The sequence below is a fragment of the Actinomadura sp. KC216 genome (genome assembly GCF_004348535.1).
In the GTDB taxonomy this organism is placed as follows: domain Bacteria; phylum Actinomycetota; class Actinomycetes; order Streptosporangiales; family Streptosporangiaceae; genus Spirillospora.
In genome coordinates, this window is sequence record NZ_SMJX01000095.1 from 1 (window position 1) to 20,362 (window position 20,362).

Genomic DNA, 20,362 nt, shown 5'->3' on the forward strand with positions numbered 1-20,362 from the left:
CCGCGGACCCGCCATCCACCGGCCCGCCCACGGCCCCACCGGACACCCCGCCGCCCCGGCCGCCGGACGAGCCGGGCGAGGACAGATGCCTGCTGCTCCTGGCCGCGCTCGGCATCGTCGACGTCCGGGCCGCCTGCCTCAGCTGACCGGCGCTGGCCCCGGGTCATCCAACGGCAGCCGCACCATGTCGACCGCCGACGGATCGAACCCGGGGCCCCGCCTAGTCGTGGGCTTCACCGTGATCCGGTACGTCGCCGCGACAACGCTGGACCGGACGTCCACCGACAGGTCCTCCCACGCCTCCCGCTCGATCCCCGCGAACCGGCGCAGCAGACGGCGACGGTCCGACGCCTCGGCCTGGTCCCGTAGCTTGCGGATCTTCCGCTCGAACCCGGCCAAGGAGCGGGCCACGATCCCGGCGTCCACGTCCGGGTTGTCCACGAGCTCCTCCAGCTGCCGGGCGGCGTCGGCCTTGCGGCGCTCCAACTGGGCGAGCTCCTTCGCCACCGACGGGTCAGCCGCATGCAGCTCAGCGAGGAACTTCTCATCGTTCAGCAACGCCAACACGCGGCCTTCGACGTAAGCGTCGAGCAACTCCATGTCCCGGCCCACGCTCGTCGGGCACTTCCGGACCGCGCACCAGTAGATCCGCGTCGTCGGACGATTCCGCCCCCCGGCAGGCTTCGACCGCAGCCCGTGCCCGGACGGGCACCTCGCCACCCCGGACAGCAGATGCTTGCGCTCCCGGCCCGCGTACCCGAACTCCTCCGACCGCTGCTGAAACAGCAGCTTCAGGTCCTCCCACGTCTCCGGTGAGATGATCGGGTCCCACGTGGCCTTGTAATACACGCCCTGATAGTGGATGAGACCGGCGACTCGCGGCGCCATCATCAGGTTCTTGAGCGCCTTCCCCACCCACTGGTTGCCCTGTGTGGTGGTGCAGACGGTGTCCATCCACCGCAGCACCCCGCCTTCAGTCTGTCCGGCGAGCAGGCGCTCCGCCGCCTCGGCAAGGATTGCGCACTCCGACTCCCGGCGAGTCTCGTTGTCCGGCTCGAACCCGAACGCGCGCTTCCCGCCGCCGATCGGCCGGCCTGCCCTGGCGCGAGCCTCCCAGCCCCGCCGGACCCGCCGCGAGGTGTCATCGGAGGCCCGGCACGCCTGCGCCGCCTCGATCCGCAGGATGAACCGGTCGTCTGGGCTGTCCAGGTTCCGGACGCCGGACACCGAGGCAAGGCGCACGCCCTTGGAGTCGCTGATGTTCAGCAGCGTCTCCAGGTCGTAGGGCTGCCGGATGAGCCGGTCGCCGTGGTAGACGATGATCGCGTCCATCTCGCCGGCGTCGATCGCGGCGAGCATGGCGTCCCACCCGGGGCGTTTCCGTCCGCGCTGCCACGCGCTGCGGTTGTTGTCATGGAAGACGTGCCTCTCGCTGATCGGCCAGGCGAGACGGTCCGCGACGCGCCGGGCGTCGGCTTCCTGCCGCTCGACCTTTTCGAGAGAGCCATCTGGGGCGTAGGACAGGCGGCAGTAGATTCCTGCGTTCTGCGGCATGGACGACATGGCGAAAGTATAGGTACCTTCTGGCCTATGAGCACTCCCAAAGGTAAGAAGACACCTACTCTGTACGTCTTCTACTACGACGATGATTCCCGCCCGCCCGCGCGGCCGAGCGTCGGCGAGCAACTGCGCCGGGACGCCGCGGGCCTTCTCTTCATCTGCGCCCTGTTGGCAGCCGGGATCATCCTGTCGGACCTGTGGTGAGTGGCCGGTCTCGGACGGCCGGTGCTCCATCCGCGGGGATTGCCCGTCCGATGAGCATGTATCAGCAGCATCCCCCGCGCCGCCGCGCCGGCCTGCCCGTGGGCGCGATCGTGAGCATCGCCGCGGCGATCGTCATCCTTGTCGCGGCTGTGGTCGTGGTGGCGGTCGCGTTCTCGCGGTCGCCAGAGGCGGCGGGCTGGGACCAAGCGACGATCCGGGCGTGCGTTGCCGCGAAGAAGTCCATGGGCGGCAAGGGCGAAGCGTCGTGGCGGGCGGCAAACGACGCGGTGGAGGCGGCGGGGTCGAGTGACCAGGCCGCTCTGCGGGAGATCGCCGCGGCGTACGAGTCGGACGGGACGAGCGCGGGCGATGTCCGGGCGGCGACCGGTGCCCTGAAGATTTCGACCTGGTGTCTGGATCACGATGTGACCTGATCGGCTTGACGCTGCGTGCACGGCCGGGTGACGCTCTGGTCCCACGCGCACACCAGGGAGGCCGTAGTGGCGTACCGGTACATCGGGAAATGGGCGGGTTCGCCCCACGGGGACAGTCCGACGCTGTGGCAGCACGAGGAGACCGGCGAGTACTTCATGCAGGGGTACCGGGTGGATGAGGCTCTCGTCCGGGACGAGCTGCTCCCCGCGGCGGGGAAGGACGCCGTCCCGCCGGGCGAGACCCTGATCCGGTTTCCTGCGGACATGGCGGAGTTCTTCCGGGAGGCTGATGGTGGCGCCGACGCCGGTTGAGTTCGTTGCCGCGGCGAAGCGCAGCGCGCGGCGGCTGGAGATGCGGGACGGCTACATGACGTCCGACCCCTGGTATCAGGCGTGGCAGGCCGGGAAGTTCGAGGAGTACGCGGAGCCGTCGGCGTGGCCGGACCTGATCCGCGAGGTGACTGGCCGCGGAGTGCAGGTGCAGCGAGCCCGGGTCGTCAGCGAACCGGTCAGCGACTACATCCGGTTCGAGCACGCCACCACCGCAGGGATCGTCGCCGCGGGCGAGCGGGTGCGGTGGCTGCCGCGCCCGCGCGCGGCCAGGCTGGCGCTGCCGGGCACGGACTGCTGGATCGTGGACGGCGACCGGGTGCTGTTCAGCCACTACACCGGTGACGGCGAGGTCGCCGGGCGGGAGCTGGTCACCGACCCGGACACCGCCAGGTTGTGCGTGGATGCTTTCTCCGCGGTGTGGGAGCTGGGCACCGACCACGAGGCGTATCGGGTCTAGGCCGTGCCGACGGCATCCAGCGCGCAGGCTGCCCGACAGGGTCTCGCGGACCGACTCCGGGAGATCCGGGTGGCGGCGGGTGTGACCGGTGTCCAGCTGGCGGCCGCGGCGGGGTGGCATCGCACGAAGGTGAGCAAGCTCGAACACGGGGTCACCGCACCGTCCGCCGACGACATCCGCGCATGGTGCCGGGCATGCGGTGCTGACGGTGAGGCGGAGGAGCTCGTCGCCGCGCTCGTCGCCAGCGACTCCATGTGGACGGAGTGGCGGCGGATGGAGCGCGCCGGACTCCGCCAGGCGCAGGAGTCCGTCGTGCCGCTGTGGGAGCGGACGCGCCGGTTCCGCATCTATTCGAGCTGGTTGATTCCCGGGCCGGTACAGGCTGAGCCGTACATCCGTGCGCTACTCGACGCGACCCGGGCCCGGCGGGGCCTGGCCGATGACGTGGAGGAGGCCACCGCCGTCCGCGTCGCCAAGCAGGACGTGATCCACCGGCCCGGCCAGCGGTTCGCGATCCTGCTCGAAGAGGCGGCCCTGCGATACCGGATCGGCGGGCGGGACGTCCTGCGGGCGCAGTTGGAGCATCTGCTCGCGGTGATGGATCTCCCGGCCGTGTCGCTCGGGGTGATCCCGCTGGATGCCGACCGGGTGACCTTGCGGCCGGTGGAGATGTTCTTCATGTTCGATGACGAGCTGGTGGCCGCGGAGTTCGTGTCCGGCGCGCTGAACGTCACGGCGCCGGCCGAGGTTCGGCAGTACGGCGAGGCGTTCGAGATGCTCGCGAGCATGGCCGTCTACGGGGACCGGGCGAGGGCGCTGATCGGTGAGGCCCTCGTGGCGCTCGCCTAGTTGCTGCACACATCTGCACACTCGTAGACCGGTCACATTCGCGCTGCTTAGCGTCACGTCCATGGCCCTCCCCACCGGCATCGAGATGCAGAGGCACGAGCAGCTCCGGGCGCTGGAGTACCGCCTGAGGGTGTACGACGGCGTCTCCGCCGAGCTGCGGGACGTCGAGATCAGGGTCGCCGGTCCGGGCGGACGCGAGACCGTCACGTGCGCGCCGCGCCCGTCCGACAACGACCGGCTGTGGTTCTGGGACTCGAAGAACGAGCCGATCGCGGAGGCCGACCGGATCATCGACACGGCGGTAGTGGTCGGCGGGCGGGTTCAGTCTTGATCCGGGCCGAGCACGTAGGTGCCTTTGCCGCGCACGGTGCGGACGAGCCCCGCCTCCCGGAGCGCGCGGACGGCCTCCCGGGCGGTCTTCCGGCTGACGTCGAACTCGTCGCAGATCGCGGCCTCGGAGGGGATTTGCCGGTTCGGCGGGTACGTCCCGTCCTTGATCCGCGCCGTGATCACGGCTGCGATCTGCTGATAGATCGGGTCGGGCCCCAACAGGTCCACGCTGGTCACCTCCGCAACGTAGACGTGCCAGCCCGTTGCTCCCCGTCCCCGCATGGGCGTATACAAGCGGGGACAGGCAGTGACATGTACATCACCACCTCTGAACGTCGCGCTGCCGCCTGCCCGGACACCCCGGGATCCGACCGGCAGGGGCCGTGCGGCCTGACGCGCGCCGGTCGCGTGGATGTGCTGTCCCCTAACCAGTCACGTCACGCGGCCGGTGCGCCCTCGGGTGGGTGCGATGACGCCTGAAGAGGAGCGCGAGCACGCTCGAGACCTCGGGGAGATGCTCGCCGTCTTCACCGCGACGTTGGACGCGGTGGTGCCGGAATCGCAGTACTACCGCGGCGAGCGCGAGAACCCGGATCAACTCGCGGCGTACGGAAACATGATGCAGCGGGCGGCGACGCGTCGGCGGGAGCGGGAGCGTCGGGCGGCCGAGTAGCTGGGGGCGGCGCCGCCGGTGGAACCGTCCCCCGTGTCCCGGCCGCGCCGCCCTTCCCACCTGGAAGCGTTCAGACCGCTCCCCAGAGCAGGCAGAATTACGAACGCGCGACCGTCGGAAGCCAAGCGCTGAAGCGCACGGGGAGCTCAAGCGCCGCGACCAGCAACGCGCATAGCCAATGTCCTTTACAGGGGGAAATCGCATGACACCCGAGGAAGCCGAACGCTTCGAAGAGGGGCTCCGGATCACGGCGGCGCATCTACACGGGGACGCCGCCGAGGAGGAGCGTCTCCTTGAAGCCGCCGTCGACCGTGACGAGATGCCCCGGCTCGTCGAGGGCTTCGTCTACGTGGCGCTCACCGCGACGGAGATGATCGCTCAGGCCAGGGGGATCCCGTTCCAGCAAGCCTTGCAAAACCTGACACCGCAGCCCGGCGTGATCCTGATTCCCGACGTGGGCGAGGGGTCGTGGGAAGGCGTCGTCACCCTCGCCAGCGCGGTGAAGCGCAGCCACGAGGAAGCGCGCCAGGTGGCCCACGGCATGGACATCCCGGGCGCGATCAACGCCTCATTCCAGCTGGGGGTTAGCGCCCTCACCGCAATGTCGCGGGTCCCGCAGTTCCGACACATGTCACCGGCCCAGATCGTCGACATGTTCATTGAAGGGGTCGAGGCCGGGCACGCCTAGCCCCCAGACGAACGGAACGCCCGCCTTCCCGAAGGAAGAGCGGGCGTTCCTCTGCGTTGCCCCTTGGCCGAAGCCGCGCCGGTGGCGCACTCGATTGGGGCTAATCGAAGACCTGTCGTGCCAGCCTATCGGTGCGGCCGGTACGGCGTGATGTACTCCGGCGCCTTGCTCGTGAGGCCGAGCGACAGCAGCACCCGACCGGCCGCCGGGTAGTGCTCTTCGATCAGCCGGGCGAGGCCGTAGTAGGCGGCGCCGATGACGGCGGTGACGATGGACGTCACGGCGCCCTCATCCAGGTTCAGGCCGATGCGGGCGGCCTGGCCGAGGATGAGCGCGACGACCATGGGTACGACGGTGCGGATGATGCTGGTGTACATGCGACCTCCTTGGGGTCACGGGGGGGGTTTTCAGGGTTGACCCTGAAAAGGCAGGTCAGGCGATCACTTCGGCAGGCGCCGAAGTGATGGTCAGGTAATGGGGGCGGTCCATGCCGCCGCCCAGGTCTTCGGGCCGACGACGCCGTCCACGGCGAGGCGCTTCTCTTTCTGGAAGGCCCGGCAGACGTCTTCGCTGTCCGGGCCGTACACGCCGTCGGCGGCGATGCTCCACCCGCGCATCCGCATTCGCCGCTGCCACGCCATCACGTCATCGCCGCGCATCATCGGGGGCTGGGTGATGTACCGGCCCGGCCAGGCGGGCGGGTTCTTCGACGGCACGGCGGGCGGCTTCGGGGCCGGGGCGGGCGCGCTGCTGCCGTCGTAGGCCGGGCGGCCGTACCCGTAGATCCGCTCCGACGAGCGGCTCACGGTCTTCCGGTAGACGCCGTCGCCGTTGTAGTACCGGCCATCCAGCGACCCTGACGTGTTCCCGCCCACGGTCGTGATCGAGTGCGCGGACACGCCGACGACGAGCTCCACGTGGGTGCTGCCGGTGGGGCCGTAGAACACCATGTCGCCCACGTGCGGCGAGGAACTCCACCGGCCGTGCTTCTTGAACCAGGCGACGGCGCTCGCGCACCCGGCCGTCTTCGGGTAGTCCTTGCCCGCTTCGCCGCCCGCCTCATCGGCCACCCAGGATTGGAACGACTGGCACCACGGGTAGCCGTAGCCGCCGTGCGGATAGCCGGGGATCGACCCGAGCCAGGTGTTGAACCTGGTCTTGTTGTTGCCGGACTCGCGGTATCCGATCTGTCCGGTGGCCGCCTTGATCGCGGCCGCGACGGTGTAGGTCACTCCTGCCTCCCAGGGTGGTTGCGGATGTGGTCGGCCAGGTCCCGGCGGAGCTTCTTGACATCGCTCTCGGTCCGCGCCGCGATCCTCGCGGTCTCCGTCACCTGGTCCTTGATGCTGTGGCCGGAGTTCGGGGACAACTCCGTCACGGCGTCGGCGATGCGGACGATGCGGCGGTTCACCCGCCACGCCCCGCGCAGCAGCCGCACCAGGGCATACACGCCACCGGATCCGCCGAGCACGGCCCCCGCCACAATCGCGACCAGCTCCATGCGTCACACTCCGTCCCATACGAGTTCGAGCCGGCACTCTTGGCCCGGCGTGATGTCGACCGCCGTGATCGTGGACTCGGACGAGTAGTAGAGATCGAGCTCGATCACGTCGTCCTCGCGCGCGTACACCCACCATTCGCCCGCCGCGAGCTTGACCCCGGCGCCGGTGGCGACGAGAGGCTCCTGGCCCTCCAAGATCAGCGTGTTGCCGCCGCCGCTCTGGTTGACGGCGATGCTCGGGATGAGGATGAGCCCGGACGCGCCCGTGCCGGACAGGGACACCGTGGCGGTGGCGTGCCACCAGCCGGACCAGCCGTCCGGCACCACCCAGCGGGTGGGGTTCCCGGAGTCCCAGCCCTCGTACGGGTCTTCATCGATCCCGGCGACGTTCCACGCGATGGCCTGGACCAGGTTCTCCGTGACGGCGAGCGCGGTCGTGCGGCGGGCGCGGAAGACCGGCGGGGCGAGGACCGCCGTCAGCGGGTCGCGGATCAGATCGTTGAAGACGTCCGGCACCGTGCCGACGGGAACGCCGGGCAGGAACGCCGGGACTTCCGGCGCCGCGGCGGCCAGCTCGGTGAGCGCGTAGGTCGCGATGCACCCCGAATACGCGGCGGGCAACGACAGGGTGGCGGTGCCCTGCTGCGTACCGGTCGCGGTGACGGTCTTGTAGCCCATCTGCAACGCCCGGTCGACCGACCCGGCCGCCGTGGTCACGAAGGCGGTGCCGGACCAGCCGGGGTCCAGGGTGCTGGTGGCCAGGCCGCCGCGCCCGAACCCGTAGCAGGCGACGACGAGTTCGTTCGCCGACCGGGTCGCCGCAGTGAGGCCGGTGGACATGGCGGCCGACACGGCTGGCGTGTGGTTGACGCCGGTGCGGTCGAGCACGGCGGCCAGGAAGCCGGGGAACCCGTCGGCTTGCAAACACCAGCGTTGCCGGTTCGCGCCGATGGTGACGGTGATCGTGTCGCCGACCTTCAGCGCGGACGTCACCCGGGCGGAGATGATCGCGCAGGACACGGTGCCGTTGCCGGTCCCGGCCGACGTGTCAACGGTGTAGCTGTTGCCGCGCGAATCGGTGACGGAGACGATCGTCGGGATCGTCGGGGCGTCGTTGCTCCAGGCGACGGTCAGGACGACCGTCGTCCCGGCGGGCGCCGCGGTTGCCAGTGTCACGCTGCCGACGGTGCTACCGGCCGTGACGGTCGCCGTGCCCAGCAGGGCCATTACAGGCCCCGCCAGAGCACGACCAGCCGGGACGCGGACGCCGCGCCAGATGACACCGCCAGCGCCGACCCGTGCGTCTGCTGCGCCTGGAGCTCCACGTAGTCCCCGACCCGCAGCCGGATGTGCGCCGATACGGCGGTGGCGGATCCGGCCGTCGTGCCGGTCGCTGGGATCGTGGACGTCCCGCCGTAGAAGCGGGTGCCGTTGACGGCGAGCCGGGAGGCCCGGTACCCGGCTGCGCCGAGAGGGTCAGCGAGCGAGGAGACGCCGTGCACGAAGTACAGGCCCGCGCGCTGGCACACGTACCGGGACGGGTTCACTCCGTTGTCGTGGCCGCCGTAGTTGTCCAACTGCTCGCTCGTCATGTTCACGCTCGTCCACGAGCCGGAGCCGGACGGGATCGTCTGCGCCGTCCCCTGGCTGTCCAGGCGAGCCGCGGGCGGGAACCGCAGCCACCTGATCACGTCCCGGACATGCGTGTTCAGCGGCACCTGTCCGGCGCCGGCCGAGTCCGCCGTCAGCAGGTCATCGGCCGTCCACGTCCGCGGGACGCTCGGCGTCGCGACCGTGTCCCCGGCGGCGGACGTCGCCCAGCGCAGGGTGAGCTGAGATTTCTTGGTGGTCGTGTTCTCGGTCAGGACGGCGCCGCCGGAGTTCTGCCACACCTGGAGCTGGAGGTAGTCGAGCGCCTCAAGGTGGACCAGGTCGCACACCATCATCGTCGTCGCGTGGCTGATCCCCAGTGCCAGCTTCCCGCCCTCAAAGCGCGTGGTCCCGTTCACCAGGAGCCCGGCGATACCGACCCGCCCCGCGACGGACGCGGCCAGCGGAACCATGCCCGTGCACAGATACCAGTCATCAAAGCTGGCCGTGAAGTCGGCGAGAACCCGGGACGGGTTCGCGTCGTCGGAATGCCCGGCGTGCAGGTCAATCACCTCGGCCAGATTGATCGACGTCCACGTGGTGGTCGGGATGCTCTGCGCGCCGGACCCCACGCCCTGGAACATCGCGGGGCGGCGATGGTAGGCGACGGCCGACGAGATGTTCCGCTCAAGGGTGCTCGCGGTCACGGCGGTCCCCGCGGCCGCCGGGCCGAGCTCGTTCCATGTCGTGGGCGTGGTGATCGGCGCGAGAAGCGCCAGCCCGGACGGCATCGTCAGCAGCACCCCGTCACCAGCCGATCGTGTTGTCGCCGAGGCGGCCCTTGGTCGCCGAGCCGAGCAGCAGCACCGGCGGAGGCGCCGCCGCGAGGGTCAGGGTGACCTGCGCGCGGGTCCGTCCTCGCCCGTTCTGGATGTCGTGTCGGACGGACATGACCCGGCAGGCGACTCGGACGGCGGCCTGGCCGACAGGGCGCCGCACAACGTCCACGAGGTCCCCGACCTCCACCCCGAGGACGAGCGGCCACGCGGCCGGGAACGCCTTGGCGTCCACGGTCACGGCCTCGAACCGGTGCCGCGGCGTCTTGTACTGGGCGAGGAGCCAGTGCGCGAGCCCGAACGCGTCCGCCGGGGAGTACAGGTGCGTTGCCCTTTCCAGGGGTCGCCACCCGTACCGCGTGCCCGATGCGGCGTCCACGGCGGTGTGGGTGGTGTCGTTGTAGGCGGTGTTGAAGAACTGCGTCGTTCCACCGAGGTTGGCCTCTTGGGAATTGTTGATCTCGACGCGGTTGAACAGGAACGCGGGGCCCATGGCGGGTGCGGCGTCCGGTTGGAAGGGAATTTCGCCGTTCGCCGTGTCGTCGCCGAGAACCCACCGGACCGCCTGCCGGTTGGTGCGGGAGTTCGTCCGGAGCCGCAGGTATCCGGCGGCGTCGCCGAACAGCAGGCCCGTGTCCTGGTCGGCGTAGTCCGCGGCCCGCTCGGCGAGGGCGGCCGTGGTCGCGTCAGCGGAGCCGGCGGTCGCGGAGAAGTCCAGCGCGCGGGGGGTGGATGCCTGCGCGGTGGCCGCGAACCGCTGTATCCGCTGGTGGGTTCCTTCCTGGCTGCGCCAGCCGATGAAGGCTTTGCCGAGCAGTAGTTGCGTGACCTCGCCGTCAGTCAATTCGCGGTCGAAGATCGCCAGATGGGAGTGGGTGACGTTGCCGCTGTTGCCGTTGTATATCTCGTCGGCCTCGCCACCGAAATTGATCTTGCTGAAGGTGTCGGGGAGGTCGCACGTGCCGGAGTACTGGTTAGGGCTCAGATTTTGGAAGGTGGCGCGCCAGCCGGTGCGGTTGAACCTGAGCGCCCACGGGATCGGGCCCGGGCGCGGCCAGTTCCATATGCCGTTCGTGGTGGTGGCTACGCCGGTGTCCTTGTCCCACACGGTGACGAAGGTGAACCCGAACTCGGAATTGAGGGCGAACTTGATCACGGTGCCGTTGCGGGCATCGCCGGAACGGAGGATGCACAGGGTGATGCCGGAGGTGGGCTGTGTGCTCAAGTCCTGCGGGATATCGGCGATGCCGAAGATCGTGACGCCGCCGGACAACGCCGGGAAGTCGGCGCCCTCGCCGACGAGCGCGAAGCCCTTCTTGGTGTCGGCGGGGACCAGGCCCTGCTGCTGCCAGCCGCTTCCGGGATCTCCGGGGATATCGGTCTGGGCACCGAAGTCCGCGGTCGCGTCGGAGGTGCCGTACTTGGACTGGGTGGGGTTCAGCAGGGTGAGGCTGCGTCCGGAGATGTTGGCGGCGCTCGTGGAGCCGGACGGGTCCGCGAGCGGCCAGTAATGCGTGGGGGCGTGGCGGAGGTATTCGCCACGCAGGGGCGTCGGGACGGTCTGCACGAGGGTGGCGAGCGCGTCCACGCACTCCCCGTCCACATACCCGTGATGGGGGTCGGCCCATCGGCGCTGCCACTGCTCCACGTACCCGGACGAGACGGGGTAGACCTTGCCGTTCCAGGCCATGAGCAGCTGATACGGGGTGTACAGGTCGTACGTTCCCGCCGCCTCCGGGGTGATCCCGTCGTCAAAGTTCGCCAGGGTGAGGGTCGCCTTCCCCGACTGCGGGCGGCCCAGTTCGTACTGGATGCCGCGCTGTGCTCCAGCCAGCGCGTGGAACCGTTCGGTCTGGTCGACCCAGGTGACGCGCGGCAGCGGCGTTTCCTGCCCCACCGACGGGCCGAGCTGCAGCCGCGTGGCGGGCCAGTTGTTGTTCGGCTGTGGCCACACGTCGCCGGTCTCCGCGACCGCGACTACGACGCCCGTCCAGTTGACGGCGCTGCCGGTCGACCAGGACGGCGTGATCGTCGTGCTGACGGCCGTCCACGCCGGGACGAGCACAAGGTCCGGGTCGTCGCGCTGCACGGCGGTGAGCGTCCCCCAGCCCACGCCGGGCGGCGTCACCGCGACCGCCGTGTTGTCCGTCGCCGCCGCGGCGAGGACCCACACCGGCTTGCCCGGGGCGGGCATCGGGATGGAGAACGACGTCGCGGCCGCGGCCGTGAGCGGCGTCACGGAGACGACCGTGGGGAAGTTGTTGACGAACCCGGCGACCTCGGCGACGTTGACGCACACCGACCCGACGTCGTCCGCATGGATGTGGCTGATCGCCGTGTACACGATGTCGAGCGGGAACGAGGCGTAGTCCACGGCGGGGCACGCCCACACCTCCACCCGCGTCCCCGTCGCCGGGTCGCTCGCCGAGCCGAGCAGAACCCACCAGTTCATCGCCATGTCCGCCACGCTGGCGAGCGGCTCCGTGCCGTCGATGGCCCGGTAGGAGACGGTGGCGACGAGCCAGTTACCGGCCGTGGGCTGCACGCTGATCTGCACGTCGTCCCGGCCGCCCGACCCGGTCCAGTCGTCGGGGATGCTGAACGCCATCACCGGCCGCCGAACTGCGCGAGGCCGGGGTTGCGGATGTTGTTGCGGGCGGCTTGCCGCTGTACGACGTCGAACAGCTCGCGCTCAGACCACACCGCCCCGGCCACGTGCACGTTCGTGATGTGCTGCACGATCGTGGTCCCGCCGCCCATACCGCGCGGGAGCGCAGGCATCGGCGCGGTAGACATCGAGGCGCCGGCGCCCGCGGCAACGCGGTTCATCATCGCCAGCACCGGCCCGAACATCTTCGTAGCCCGCGCCGTGCTCACGAACTCGCCGTTGGACAGGCGGGCGAGGATCGAGTCCGATGTGCCCGTCCCGGCGCCGCGGACGATGCTCCCGGAGATACGGCGTGCCGCCTGCGCCATGCCGCCATCGGCGAAGCCGGGCACCGGTCCGCCCTCTGCGCGCCCCCACAGCGCCGAGATACGGATGCGCCCGACCTGCCGGCCAACCCAGTGGATGAACTCCCAGACGCTGGATCTGGCGGACTCAGTGTCGGCGGTGACCTTCGTGTGCTTCTTCTTCGGGATGGAGTTCGCGGCCGTCCGGACGCCGTACAGCTCGTCGGCAAGTTTGTTCGCCTCGCTCTTGCTGTATCCGGCGGCGATGGCGGACTGCACGAATTTCTTCCGTGCGCCCTCCATGAACTTCGCGACTTCTTTCGCGCTCGCGCCGTTGTCACGCAGCGCAACCGCGTTGTCCTGCGCGGCCCTGGCCATTCGCGTGAGGGCTTGCTCGTTTTCAATGCCCTTCGTTGTCGCGAATCCGTGCGCCTTCCCGTTCTCCTTCAACGTCTTCGTCATTTCGATGACGGCAGCGCCGTACTGGGCCGCGGCGTCCCGCGAGGTCAGCTCTTTCCCGGCGAGAGCGTCCAGGCTCGCCTTCAGCTTGTCGGCCTCCTGGCTGGCGAGCTTCATCAGGATGCCGGACCGGGTCTGCGCATTGTTGGCCTGGTCGGCGGCCTGCGCGGCCCCTCGCGTCGACCGGTCGACGCGCGCCATGTAGGTCGACGTCTTCTCCGCGCCGATCCCGATCTCGTCGAAAGCCTCTTTTACCTTCCGGCCCCCGTAGGCCAGCGAACTGATCGGGTTGGAGAATGCGAGGAAGCTCTTTGCGAGCTCCTCCAGCATCGGCGCCAGCGGGCCGAGGATGTCACCGAAGAATCCGAGGACCTGGGAAACGTCATGGAACCCGCCCGACAGGGACGCGAGGATCCCGGACAGTTGACCGGCGAGCTTCGCCAGCTCGGAGATGTCCTGTAGGAGCTGCCCGAACTGCTCGGGGTTCCGTTCGGCAGCTTCGGCGAGCTCGTCCAGGCCGGTGGCGAGGTTCCCGAGGATGTCATCCATCCGGGGGCCGAGGTCGTCGAGGATGGCGTTGAAGCCGCGGGAGACGTTCCGAAGGACGGGCGCGAACTGCTCGGCGGCGGAGGATGCCTCATCGAAGAAGTCCGAGACGGCCGGTGCCGTTTCGGCGAACGCTGCGCGCAGATCGGTCTCGAACGCGTCGAAGGTGCGGCGCCCGAACCGGGAGATGTCGAGAAGCGTCTGCTCGTAGGGCCGCGACCAGCCGCGCAGTTCGGTCACGACGTGCTTCTTCAGGTCGGAGTAGGACTCCTTGACTTTCTCGTTCTCGGCCTGCGCCTTGATCGCGACGGCCGCGATCGCGCCGCCCATGCCGAGGGTGATGGCGCCGGCGGCGACCGCCGCCGCCGTGGGGAGCAGCACGATCGCGGCCTTCACGGCGTTGATGTTGGTGACGCCGGAGTTGCGGAAGTTGTTGAAGGTCTGCCTGGCGCGTGACTCGATTTCGCGGAAGGTGCCGCTGGAGTCGTCGCCGAAGTCGCTGTACTCCTGCCTGAGTCGCGTCAGCAGCTGGTTGTGTTCGCGGATCTGCCCGGACGCGCGGAGCTGCGCGAGGCGCTGCGCCGCGGCGGCGCGGGCCGCGTCGCGGGCGAGCTGCCGATACTGGTCGGCCTCTTCGTCGGCCTGGCGGGCTGCGGCGCGTGCCGCTCGGGTCTGCGCGATCTCGGCGCGCTCCAGCTCCCGCTGTGCGCGGGCGGCGGCGCGGGCGGCCTGCTCGGCGTCGCCCTGCCCTTCGGCGAGCCGCTCGGCCTCCCGGGCAGCCTCGGCCTGCGCGCGTGCGGCACGCTCGGCGGCCTGCTGCGCTTCGTGGCCCATCCGCCGGACGGCGTCGCGCGCTTCGGTGTTCTGGTCGGCGAACTGGTCCGCCTCGCGGGCCGCGCGCTCCAGGTTCCGGACGTAGTCGCCGACGTCCGCGACGAACCGCTCGACTACGTCGGGGAGCTCATCGGCCATGCACGACCGCCTCGAACGCCCGCACGGACACCTCGCGGAGGCGGCCGGACGCCCGCAACGCGCTCACGGTCGGCAGCACGTAAGGGCGCGGCGGCAGCACCGACGCGTGATTGCGTCCGGCGATGCCGCCGCGCTCCTGGATCCGCGCATAGGGCACGTCCGACGGCCCGGTAGCCGCGACGAACCGGTGCGCGCCGGCCTGCCGCGCTGGGACGATGATGATCCGGTCGTGGAGGCGCCCGGAGATCCGCGCGGGCGGCTGGCCGGGCGGTGACGGGGTCGGCGTCCCACGCGCGTGGCCGCGCTTGCGGAGGGTCTCCTTGATCCCCTGCTGCGCCTCACGGGCCATCGCGCCCGCGGCAGCCCTAGCCCCCAGGTCCGCCCGGTCTGCCATCTGGCGGAGCCTGTCGCCGCTGGGACTCATCCTGCACCTCCTGGATCAGGTTGTGTACGGGGATGAGCCACGGCTCGACGTCGAGCGGCAGCGCGTCGACTTGGTCGGGTGTCCACCCGAACGCCTGCGCATAGCCGACGTACCGGGCGGCCTCGATCAGGTCGTCGTCGGGCTCGTGTCCGGGGACGTGCTTGCCTCGGAGTCGGTTCTTGAGCTTGAGGAGCCGTCGGGCTGCTGCTGCTCGGTCGGCTTCCGGGTGAAATCCAGCGCCTCCCGGTGCGGCTTCACGGCCTCGCGGAGCGCGTCCCACGCGTCCACGGGGATCTCGTCCAGCGACGCGGGGTCGGCGACCGGGAGGGGCAGGTCGTACGACCAGGCCACGATCACGCGAGCAAGGAGCGCGTCCGTGCGGTCGTCGTCGTCGCCTACGGAGAAGGTGCCGTCCCAGTGGTCGCCGTCCTTGGCGAAGTGGAGCCGGACGGCCTTGCGGATCGCTTTGGCGTCCCCGGCGCGCATGAGGGACGCGGCGCGGAGCTCCGCCCACTGCTCGACGCCGGGGTGCTCGGGGTGCTCGGGGAGGGTGACGCGGATGGTGGTGGTCTGCATGGGGGCGACCTCTTTCTGTGCGTTAGGCGGCGTAGTCGGCCACGAGGTTCTTGAGCACGGCCTTCACGGGCGACAGTCCGCCCGATGCGGCGGCGTCGGTGGCGTTGGCCATGGCGGCGAAGTTGACGTCCCAGCCGAGGAGCGTGTCGCGCTTCTGCGCGGCGTCCTGGTAGGCGGCCTTCGTGCAGGTGATGGCGATCTCCCGCAGTGCGCCCGTCGAGCCGCCGTTGTTGACGGTGATGACCAGGGCGGGCTGCTGGTTGGTGAGCAGGCCCGTGATCAGCGGGGACTCGTCCAGCGCGATGAACGTGAGCTTGCCGGACACCTTCAGGGGGCCGCGGCCGATGGTGTACGGGCCCTGGGAGCCGTCGGCGGTGTGCGCCACCATCAGCTCCCGCTCCAGGCTGACGCTCCACTCGCTCACGTTCGTCGCGGGCGACCCGGCGATGGACACCGTGGACCGCCACGCCGGAATGATCGACTCCGACGTCGGGGTGTTCGTCATCGCCGACCCGGCCGCCGCGGACGGGTAGGCGGTCGCCTTGCCGCTGACCTCGAACAGGCCCTCAGCGTTGCCGCTGAGCGTCAGCTCTGAGATCGCCGCGCCGGGGTACACGCGTGCGCCCGTGGACGCGGTGAGCTGCTGCGAGTCGATGAACGTGTGCGACGGCGGCTGTCCCGTGCCGGAGTTCAGCAGGCCGAAGGTGTGGGGGAACACGCCGCTGACCGCCGCGCCGACGGAGTAGTCGCCGAGCACGTTGTGCAGCAGCGCGCCCAGGGCGTCCACGAACCCCGGCCCCTCGAACTCCAGCTCGCTGACGGCGGGGCCGAGGACGCCGCCGTACTGCGACGCCATGCTGCCCCGGTAGCCCTCATCGACCAGGTATTCGGGCTTGTCGGTGGGGTCCAGCTTGCTGAGCGGCGGGAAGTAGGTCGCCGTGACGGGCGTGCCCGGCGTCGTCTCCCGGCCGATCCCGAATGCGCTCCGCGCGCCCGGCGTGACCGCCATCAGTCCAGCTCCTTCTTCTTCGCGGCCGGCGCCTTGACGGGCGTCCAGCGGTCGTCCGGCGGCAGCGGCAGGACGGCGGGCTCGTGCTCACCGTCCAGGCCGGGGCGGGTGACGCCGTCGGCCTGCCGGATGTCGTAGGTCTCGCCGGGCTCGGCGACTAGCGTCCGGCCGTGCTCGGCGTCGATGTACTCGGCGTACGTGGTCGTCACGACGCCGTTGAAGGTGGCCTTCACCTGCTGCTCCTATGCCTGCGGGTAGACGGTCGCGTCCAGCGAGATGACAGCCTCCTGGCGAACCGTGGGAGGGGTCCCGGGCTCCTCCTGCGGGACGGCGGCCGTAGCCCGCTGGATGCCGCGCTGGGACTCCCCGGCCTCCACCACGGCGCCGCCGAGCGTCCGATCCGTGTGGATCCGCTCGACGATCGCGTCGAGCAGGTCGTCCAGGTCGGCCTGCGCGTCCTCCGTCGCGGGCGTGCGGGCCATGTGCCACACCCACAACTCCAGCGCCACCGGCCGGGACTTGAACCCGCCAGTCGGCCCGCCGAGAGCGATGCGGCGCTCGGAGTCGTTCGCGATGTGGATGGACATGACGCCGCCCATCCCCCGGCCGTCCGCGAGGGTCGCCGTGTAGTCCTGATCTTGGAAGCGCGTCGTCCAGTACGGCCGGACACCCGCCAGCCCGGACGCGACGAGCGGCGTCGGCCGGTAGATCCGCGCCGTGCTGTCGTATGTCGCGCCGCCGAAGAACCGCGCGACACCGTCCCGGATGTCGCGTCGTGTCGCCACGTCAGCCGCCCAGGTACGTGAGTGGACCCTGACCGGTCAGCCCGGCCCGCTGAAGCTCGACGAACGCCTGATCAGCCAGCCACGGCAGCCCAGCCGACGCGCCACCCACCGACGTGCCCCGCGACAGGTCCACCGCCCCGGCAGACGAACCGGTCGGCACGCCGGGCTGCATCCCGTGGGCGATGCCGTCCACGTTCCCGATGGTGAGCTGATAGGCGACCTGCTCCAGCGTCGCGGCCTTCAGCGCGTCGGTGACGGCCGTGTCGGTCGCGTCGTACACCGAGCACAGCAGCGCCCGGTCCACGTCCCGCGACGCACGGTCGAGGAGCCGCTGCGCACCCTCGGGCGCGTACCCGAGATGCGCAGTCAGCTCCACGACCGTCGCGTACGACATGTCAGGTCGCCACGCAGACCGGCACGAAATGCACCGCCGTCGGCGACGCGATCGTCGCCGGCGCCGTGGTGGTCAGCGCCGCTCCCGACGTCTGCGCCAGGTTTCGCTCCCCGGAGACCATCGCCGGGAAGTACCGGGCCCCGACCAGCGTCGGGACCGTGGACGCCGCCACCATGACCGCAGCCCAGTAGAACCCCGACCGGGCGAGGGTCTGCGGGGACGACAGCGCCAGCGTCTTGGTTGTGTTGGCCGCCCACGCCGCGTTTCCCTGGTCGGCGGTCTGCGCGATCAGCGCCGGGGTGCTGTCGGGGCTGTAGAGCGCGAACCAGTGCGCCGTGCCCGTCGCCAGCGCCGTCGCGCCGGAGCGGAACGTCAGGCTGGTGACGGTCTCCCCGGCCCCGAGGAAGATCGGGGTGGACAGCATGACGCCGGACGCGCCGATCGCGACGTCCCCGGCGTCGATGGGCGCGCGGGGGATGTTGTAGCGGGCGAAGGTGTTGCCCGCCGACAGGTGCGCGAGGGCATCGCGGGGGATGCCGGTGTATCCGCCGAGCTGGCTCACTTCGCGGTCTCCTTCTCCTCGGCCTCGCGCTCGCGGGTGAGGATCTCGTCACGGTGGTCGAGGATTCCCTTGCGGGCCTTGCCGTCGGCCTCGGCGTCCAGGACGCGGAGGGCCTCGGCCTCGCCCGCGCCATCCAGGTAGAGCAGGACGGCCTGGACGTCGCGCTTGGACGGGTCGAACGGGCCCGTCTCCGTGGCCTCGGCCGGAGCGTCCGGCCGTGGGCTGACTTCTTCCACGCCGTAGCCCTGCGCGCGGAAGTAGGCCAGCTCCGCCGGGTTCGCGTCGCCGTCCACCTCCGCCGCACCGTCCACGAAGTGGACCTTGCCGACCAGGCCCGTGTGCCCGGCCGCCGGGGTGGTCACCTTGTACTTCGCCATCTGCGGGTCTCCTTACTAGACCGTGATCGACCGGAGAACCCCGGCGGACTTGGTGTTCTTCAGCACCATCGCGCCCGGCCCCATCTCGACCTCGCCCGTCTTGACCGCACCGGCGGTGGTGAAGTCCGGCAGCCACGTCCGGACCAGCTCCCGGCCGGCCATGGATGCGCCGTGGAAGGCGTCCAGCCCGAACGTGACGGCGTACAGGTCCGTGGCGTTGCCCGTCATGGGGATGATCGGGGAGGCGCCGTCGGCGCGGTCGCCGATGTCGACCAGGACCCAGTCGCCGTACATCTCGATCTTGCGGCCGAGGTCGTCCTTCTCCTGCGTGTACAGGGCCGCCCAGCGGGCCAGCGCCCGGAACCGGGTGATCATCTTGGTGTTGCCGATGAGGGCCTTCCGGCCGGGCGGCAGTGCGCCCGGGGCGCCCTGGTCGCCGCCGCCGACGTGGGAGGGGACGAGCCGCGACAGCCACTCGTCGACTTCGTCCAGGCGGGCCATGGCCAGCGGCTGGGTGATGACGGTCGCCGCCGTCCAGTCCGCGACGGTCGCGGTCTTCTCGGTGGTGGTGCCCGTCAGCGACTTGGACAGGCCGTCGAAGCCGTTGGCGTCGACGGCGGTGTCGCCCAGGATCATCTCCTGCTGGATGCGGGTTCGCGTCGCGGTGAGGAGTTGCTGCATCTGGAACGACACTTCGTTCGTCGCCGAGTCGCCCAGGTTCGCCAGGACGCGGTCCACGCTGAACGCCCCGCCGAGCGGCTTGAGGTCCACGGACTGCCGGGACCGGGTGGCCTGCCCGGGCGTGAACTCGGTGTTGTAGGCGCGGAACGACGCCGACGCGGCGGTGACGAGCCGCGTGTAGGCGTAGTTGAGGCTGGCGGCCCCGGTGCCGGGGGTGACGGTGTCGTCCCAGACGATCTGGTCGAGCAGCCACGAGTAGCGGCGCAGGTTGTCGATCACCGCGTAGTCGACGTCCGACTGGGTATTGATCGCCGCTTGGGCCAGAGTGACGGGCACGGTGATCCTCCTTCAGGATGTGCTGGCTCAGCTGCCGAGGGCGCCCTTGATAGCGCCGTGCAGTGAGCTGGGTCGTTGTCTGGCGGGCGGGGGTGCCCCGCCGCCCATGTCGGTGCCGCCGGCGCGTGGCGCGGTCCGGGCGGCAAGGTTGGGGTTGGACTCGACGGCCTTCTTGATCAGCTCCGCGACCTTCTTGCCGTCGGTGGGGTCGATGTCGGCGAGTTGCTTGACGAAGGCGCGGGAGTCGAGGAGCGCCTCGGGGTCGCCGCCGTTCTTGCCCGCCGCCTTGTACACGGCTAGCTCGACGCGCGCCTGCCGCCCCTCTTCCTGCGCCCCTGTGAGCTGCTCGGCGAGCTTGGCCGGGTCGGGGGCGTCGTCGCCGTCCTTCACCAGTCCGAGGGCCTTGCCGATCTGCTGGGCCAGGTCCTGCCGGGCCTCATCGGCGGCCTTCTGCTTGGCCGTGGTGCGGGACTTGCCCGCGTCCGCTCGCGCGTCGCGGAGCGCCTTCTGCGCCCATTCGGGCAGGGACGACACGTCGCCTTCGGCGGGTGCCTGCTGCCCGGTGCCAGCGGTCTGGGTGGTCCCGGTGTCCGGCGGTGCCTGCCCGCCGTTCTGGGTGTCCTGGCCGTTGCCGGGGCTGTTCTGTGCGGCGTCGCCCTGGCCCTGCTGGCCGGTCTCGTCGCCACCGGCGATGAGGTGGATGGGCTGGCCGTTCTTGCGGTAGCCGAGGAGCGCGCCGGGCGCCGTCGGCAGGGTGCTGTACTGCATGGTTGCCCTCCAGGGGCTGGTGTGGGGGCCGCGCCAGGCGGCCCGGTTGTGCAACCCGCCCCGAAG

General features: G+C 70.5%; 27 protein-coding genes. 8 read left to right on the forward strand and 19 right to left on the reverse strand.

Features of this window, described 5'->3' with window-relative positions:
• Positions 1 to 138: 138 nt before the first annotated feature.
• Positions 139 to 1,563, reverse strand: a complete 1,425-nt coding sequence (locus E1264_RS18360) for a recombinase family protein (RefSeq protein WP_165964233.1) — start codon at positions 1,561 to 1,563, stop codon at positions 139 to 141.
• Between the two features lie 27 nt (positions 1,564 to 1,590).
• Here E1264_RS18360 and E1264_RS43450 point away from each other — a divergent pair, with 27 nt between their 5' ends.
• The 6 genes from E1264_RS43450 to E1264_RS18385 all read left to right on the forward strand — a co-directional run bounded on the left by E1264_RS43450 (position 1,591) and on the right by E1264_RS18385 (position 4,168).
• Complete coding sequence (locus tag E1264_RS43450) at positions 1,591 to 1,764, forward strand: hypothetical protein (RefSeq protein ID WP_165964234.1); 174 nt, start codon at positions 1,591 to 1,593, stop codon at positions 1,762 to 1,764.
• A gap of 50 nt (positions 1,765 to 1,814) precedes the next feature.
• Positions 1,815 to 2,198, forward strand: coding sequence for a hypothetical protein (locus E1264_RS18365; protein ID WP_132175054.1), 384 nt, complete (start codon positions 1,815 to 1,817; stop codon positions 2,196 to 2,198).
• A 66-nt stretch (positions 2,199 to 2,264) separates the two neighbouring features.
• Positions 2,265 to 2,510 carry a hypothetical protein gene (locus E1264_RS18370; RefSeq protein ID WP_132175056.1) on the forward strand — a complete coding sequence of 82 codons (246 nt, stop codon included), beginning with the start codon at positions 2,265 to 2,267 and terminating at the stop codon, positions 2,508 to 2,510.
• Positions 2,488 to 2,988: a DUF6879 family protein gene (locus tag E1264_RS18375; protein WP_132175058.1), complete on the forward strand. Its 501-nt coding sequence runs from the start codon at positions 2,488 to 2,490 to the stop codon at positions 2,986 to 2,988. The genes E1264_RS18370 and E1264_RS18375 overlap by 23 nt, the downstream gene beginning before the upstream one ends.
• A gap of 3 nt (positions 2,989 to 2,991) precedes the next feature.
• The gene (locus tag E1264_RS18380; protein WP_132175060.1) at positions 2,992 to 3,837 is read left to right on the forward strand and encodes a helix-turn-helix transcriptional regulator; all 846 of its coding nucleotides are present in this window, start codon (positions 2,992 to 2,994) and stop codon (positions 3,835 to 3,837) included.
• 61 nt (positions 3,838 to 3,898) lie between these two features.
• Complete coding sequence (locus E1264_RS18385; protein ID WP_132175062.1) at positions 3,899 to 4,168, forward strand: hypothetical protein; 270 nt, start codon at positions 3,899 to 3,901, stop codon at positions 4,166 to 4,168.
• On the opposite strand, the gene E1264_RS18390 is transcribed toward E1264_RS18385, so the two are convergent.
• Positions 4,159 to 4,404 (reverse strand): GntR family transcriptional regulator, encoded by a 246-nt coding sequence (locus E1264_RS18390; RefSeq protein WP_243711006.1) that lies wholly within the window; start codon positions 4,402 to 4,404, stop codon positions 4,159 to 4,161. The two genes, E1264_RS18385 and E1264_RS18390, sit on opposite strands and share 10 nt — an antisense overlap.
• 232 nt (positions 4,405 to 4,636) lie before the next feature.
• Here E1264_RS18390 and E1264_RS18395 point away from each other — a divergent pair, with 232 nt between their 5' ends.
• Both E1264_RS18395 and E1264_RS18400 read left to right on the forward strand, forming a co-directional pair.
• The gene (locus E1264_RS18395; protein WP_132175066.1) at positions 4,637 to 4,840 is read left to right on the forward strand and encodes a hypothetical protein; all 204 of its coding nucleotides are present in this window, start codon (positions 4,637 to 4,639) and stop codon (positions 4,838 to 4,840) included.
• 202 nt (positions 4,841 to 5,042) lie between these two features.
• Positions 5,043 to 5,528 (forward strand): hypothetical protein, encoded by a 486-nt coding sequence (locus E1264_RS18400; protein ID WP_132175068.1) that lies wholly within the window; start codon positions 5,043 to 5,045, stop codon positions 5,526 to 5,528.
• Between the two features lie 125 nt (positions 5,529 to 5,653).
• Here E1264_RS18400 and E1264_RS18405 read toward each other — a convergent pair whose 3' ends face one another.
• The 17 genes from E1264_RS18405 to E1264_RS18475 form a co-directional block, all read right to left on the reverse strand.
• Positions 5,654 to 5,905 carry a hypothetical protein gene (locus E1264_RS18405; RefSeq protein ID WP_132175069.1) on the reverse strand — a complete coding sequence of 84 codons (252 nt, stop codon included), beginning with the start codon at positions 5,903 to 5,905 and terminating at the stop codon, positions 5,654 to 5,656.
• Positions 5,906 to 5,995: 90 nt separating this feature from the next.
• On the reverse strand, positions 5,996 to 6,760 hold the full coding sequence (locus tag E1264_RS45375; protein ID WP_165964235.1) for a peptidoglycan-binding protein: 765 nt from the start codon (positions 6,758 to 6,760) through the stop codon (positions 5,996 to 5,998).
• Positions 6,757 to 7,029, reverse strand: a complete 273-nt coding sequence (locus E1264_RS43455) for a hypothetical protein (protein ID WP_165964236.1) — start codon at positions 7,027 to 7,029, stop codon at positions 6,757 to 6,759. Before E1264_RS43455 ends, E1264_RS45375 begins: the two co-directional genes overlap by 4 nt.
• A 3-nt stretch (positions 7,030 to 7,032) precedes the next feature.
• On the reverse strand, positions 7,033 to 8,205 hold the full coding sequence (locus tag E1264_RS43460) for a hypothetical protein (RefSeq protein WP_165964237.1): 1,173 nt from the start codon (positions 8,203 to 8,205) through the stop codon (positions 7,033 to 7,035).
• 50 nt (positions 8,206 to 8,255) lie between these two features.
• Positions 8,256 to 9,422: a hypothetical protein gene (locus E1264_RS18415; RefSeq protein WP_132175073.1), complete on the reverse strand. Its 1,167-nt coding sequence runs from the start codon at positions 9,420 to 9,422 to the stop codon at positions 8,256 to 8,258.
• Positions 9,423 to 9,426: 4 nt separating this feature from the next.
• Complete coding sequence (locus E1264_RS18420; RefSeq protein ID WP_132175075.1) at positions 9,427 to 12,063, reverse strand: hypothetical protein; 2,637 nt, start codon at positions 12,061 to 12,063, stop codon at positions 9,427 to 9,429.
• Positions 12,063 to 14,384, reverse strand: coding sequence for a hypothetical protein (locus tag E1264_RS18425; RefSeq protein WP_132175077.1), 2,322 nt, complete (start codon positions 14,382 to 14,384; stop codon positions 12,063 to 12,065). The genes E1264_RS18420 and E1264_RS18425 overlap by 1 nt, the downstream gene beginning before the upstream one ends.
• Positions 14,374 to 14,808 carry a hypothetical protein gene (locus E1264_RS18430; protein ID WP_132175079.1) on the reverse strand — a complete coding sequence of 145 codons (435 nt, stop codon included), beginning with the start codon at positions 14,806 to 14,808 and terminating at the stop codon, positions 14,374 to 14,376. The genes E1264_RS18425 and E1264_RS18430 overlap by 11 nt, the downstream gene beginning before the upstream one ends.
• Before the next feature lie 126 nt (positions 14,809 to 14,934).
• A complete protein-coding gene (locus E1264_RS43465; protein WP_165964238.1) occupies positions 14,935 to 15,384 on the reverse strand; it encodes a hypothetical protein in 450 nt (149 codons plus the stop codon).
• Between the two features lie 22 nt (positions 15,385 to 15,406).
• Complete coding sequence (locus E1264_RS18440) at positions 15,407 to 16,393, reverse strand: phage tail tube protein (protein WP_132175081.1); 987 nt, start codon at positions 16,391 to 16,393, stop codon at positions 15,407 to 15,409.
• Positions 16,393 to 16,626, reverse strand: a complete 234-nt coding sequence (locus tag E1264_RS18445; RefSeq protein ID WP_132175083.1) for a hypothetical protein — start codon at positions 16,624 to 16,626, stop codon at positions 16,393 to 16,395. The genes E1264_RS18440 and E1264_RS18445 overlap by 1 nt, the downstream gene beginning before the upstream one ends.
• A gap of 9 nt (positions 16,627 to 16,635) precedes the next feature.
• Positions 16,636 to 17,178, reverse strand: a complete 543-nt coding sequence (locus E1264_RS18450; RefSeq protein WP_132175085.1) for a hypothetical protein — start codon at positions 17,176 to 17,178, stop codon at positions 16,636 to 16,638.
• Between the two features lies 1 nt (position 17,179).
• On the reverse strand, positions 17,180 to 17,572 hold the full coding sequence (locus E1264_RS18455; RefSeq protein WP_132175087.1) for a hypothetical protein: 393 nt from the start codon (positions 17,570 to 17,572) through the stop codon (positions 17,180 to 17,182).
• Position 17,573: 1 nt separating this feature from the next.
• Positions 17,574 to 18,134, reverse strand: a complete 561-nt coding sequence (locus E1264_RS18460) for a hypothetical protein (protein WP_132175089.1) — start codon at positions 18,132 to 18,134, stop codon at positions 17,574 to 17,576.
• Positions 18,131 to 18,511 carry a hypothetical protein gene (locus E1264_RS18465; RefSeq protein ID WP_132175091.1) on the reverse strand — a complete coding sequence of 127 codons (381 nt, stop codon included), beginning with the start codon at positions 18,509 to 18,511 and terminating at the stop codon, positions 18,131 to 18,133. Before E1264_RS18465 ends, E1264_RS18460 begins: the two co-directional genes overlap by 4 nt.
• A gap of 15 nt (positions 18,512 to 18,526) precedes the next feature.
• Positions 18,527 to 19,528: a major capsid protein gene (locus E1264_RS18470; protein WP_132175093.1), complete on the reverse strand. Its 1,002-nt coding sequence runs from the start codon at positions 19,526 to 19,528 to the stop codon at positions 18,527 to 18,529.
• Between the two features lie 27 nt (positions 19,529 to 19,555).
• Complete coding sequence (locus E1264_RS18475) at positions 19,556 to 20,296, reverse strand: hypothetical protein (protein ID WP_132175095.1); 741 nt, start codon at positions 20,294 to 20,296, stop codon at positions 19,556 to 19,558.
• Positions 20,297 to 20,362 lie beyond the last annotated feature (66 nt).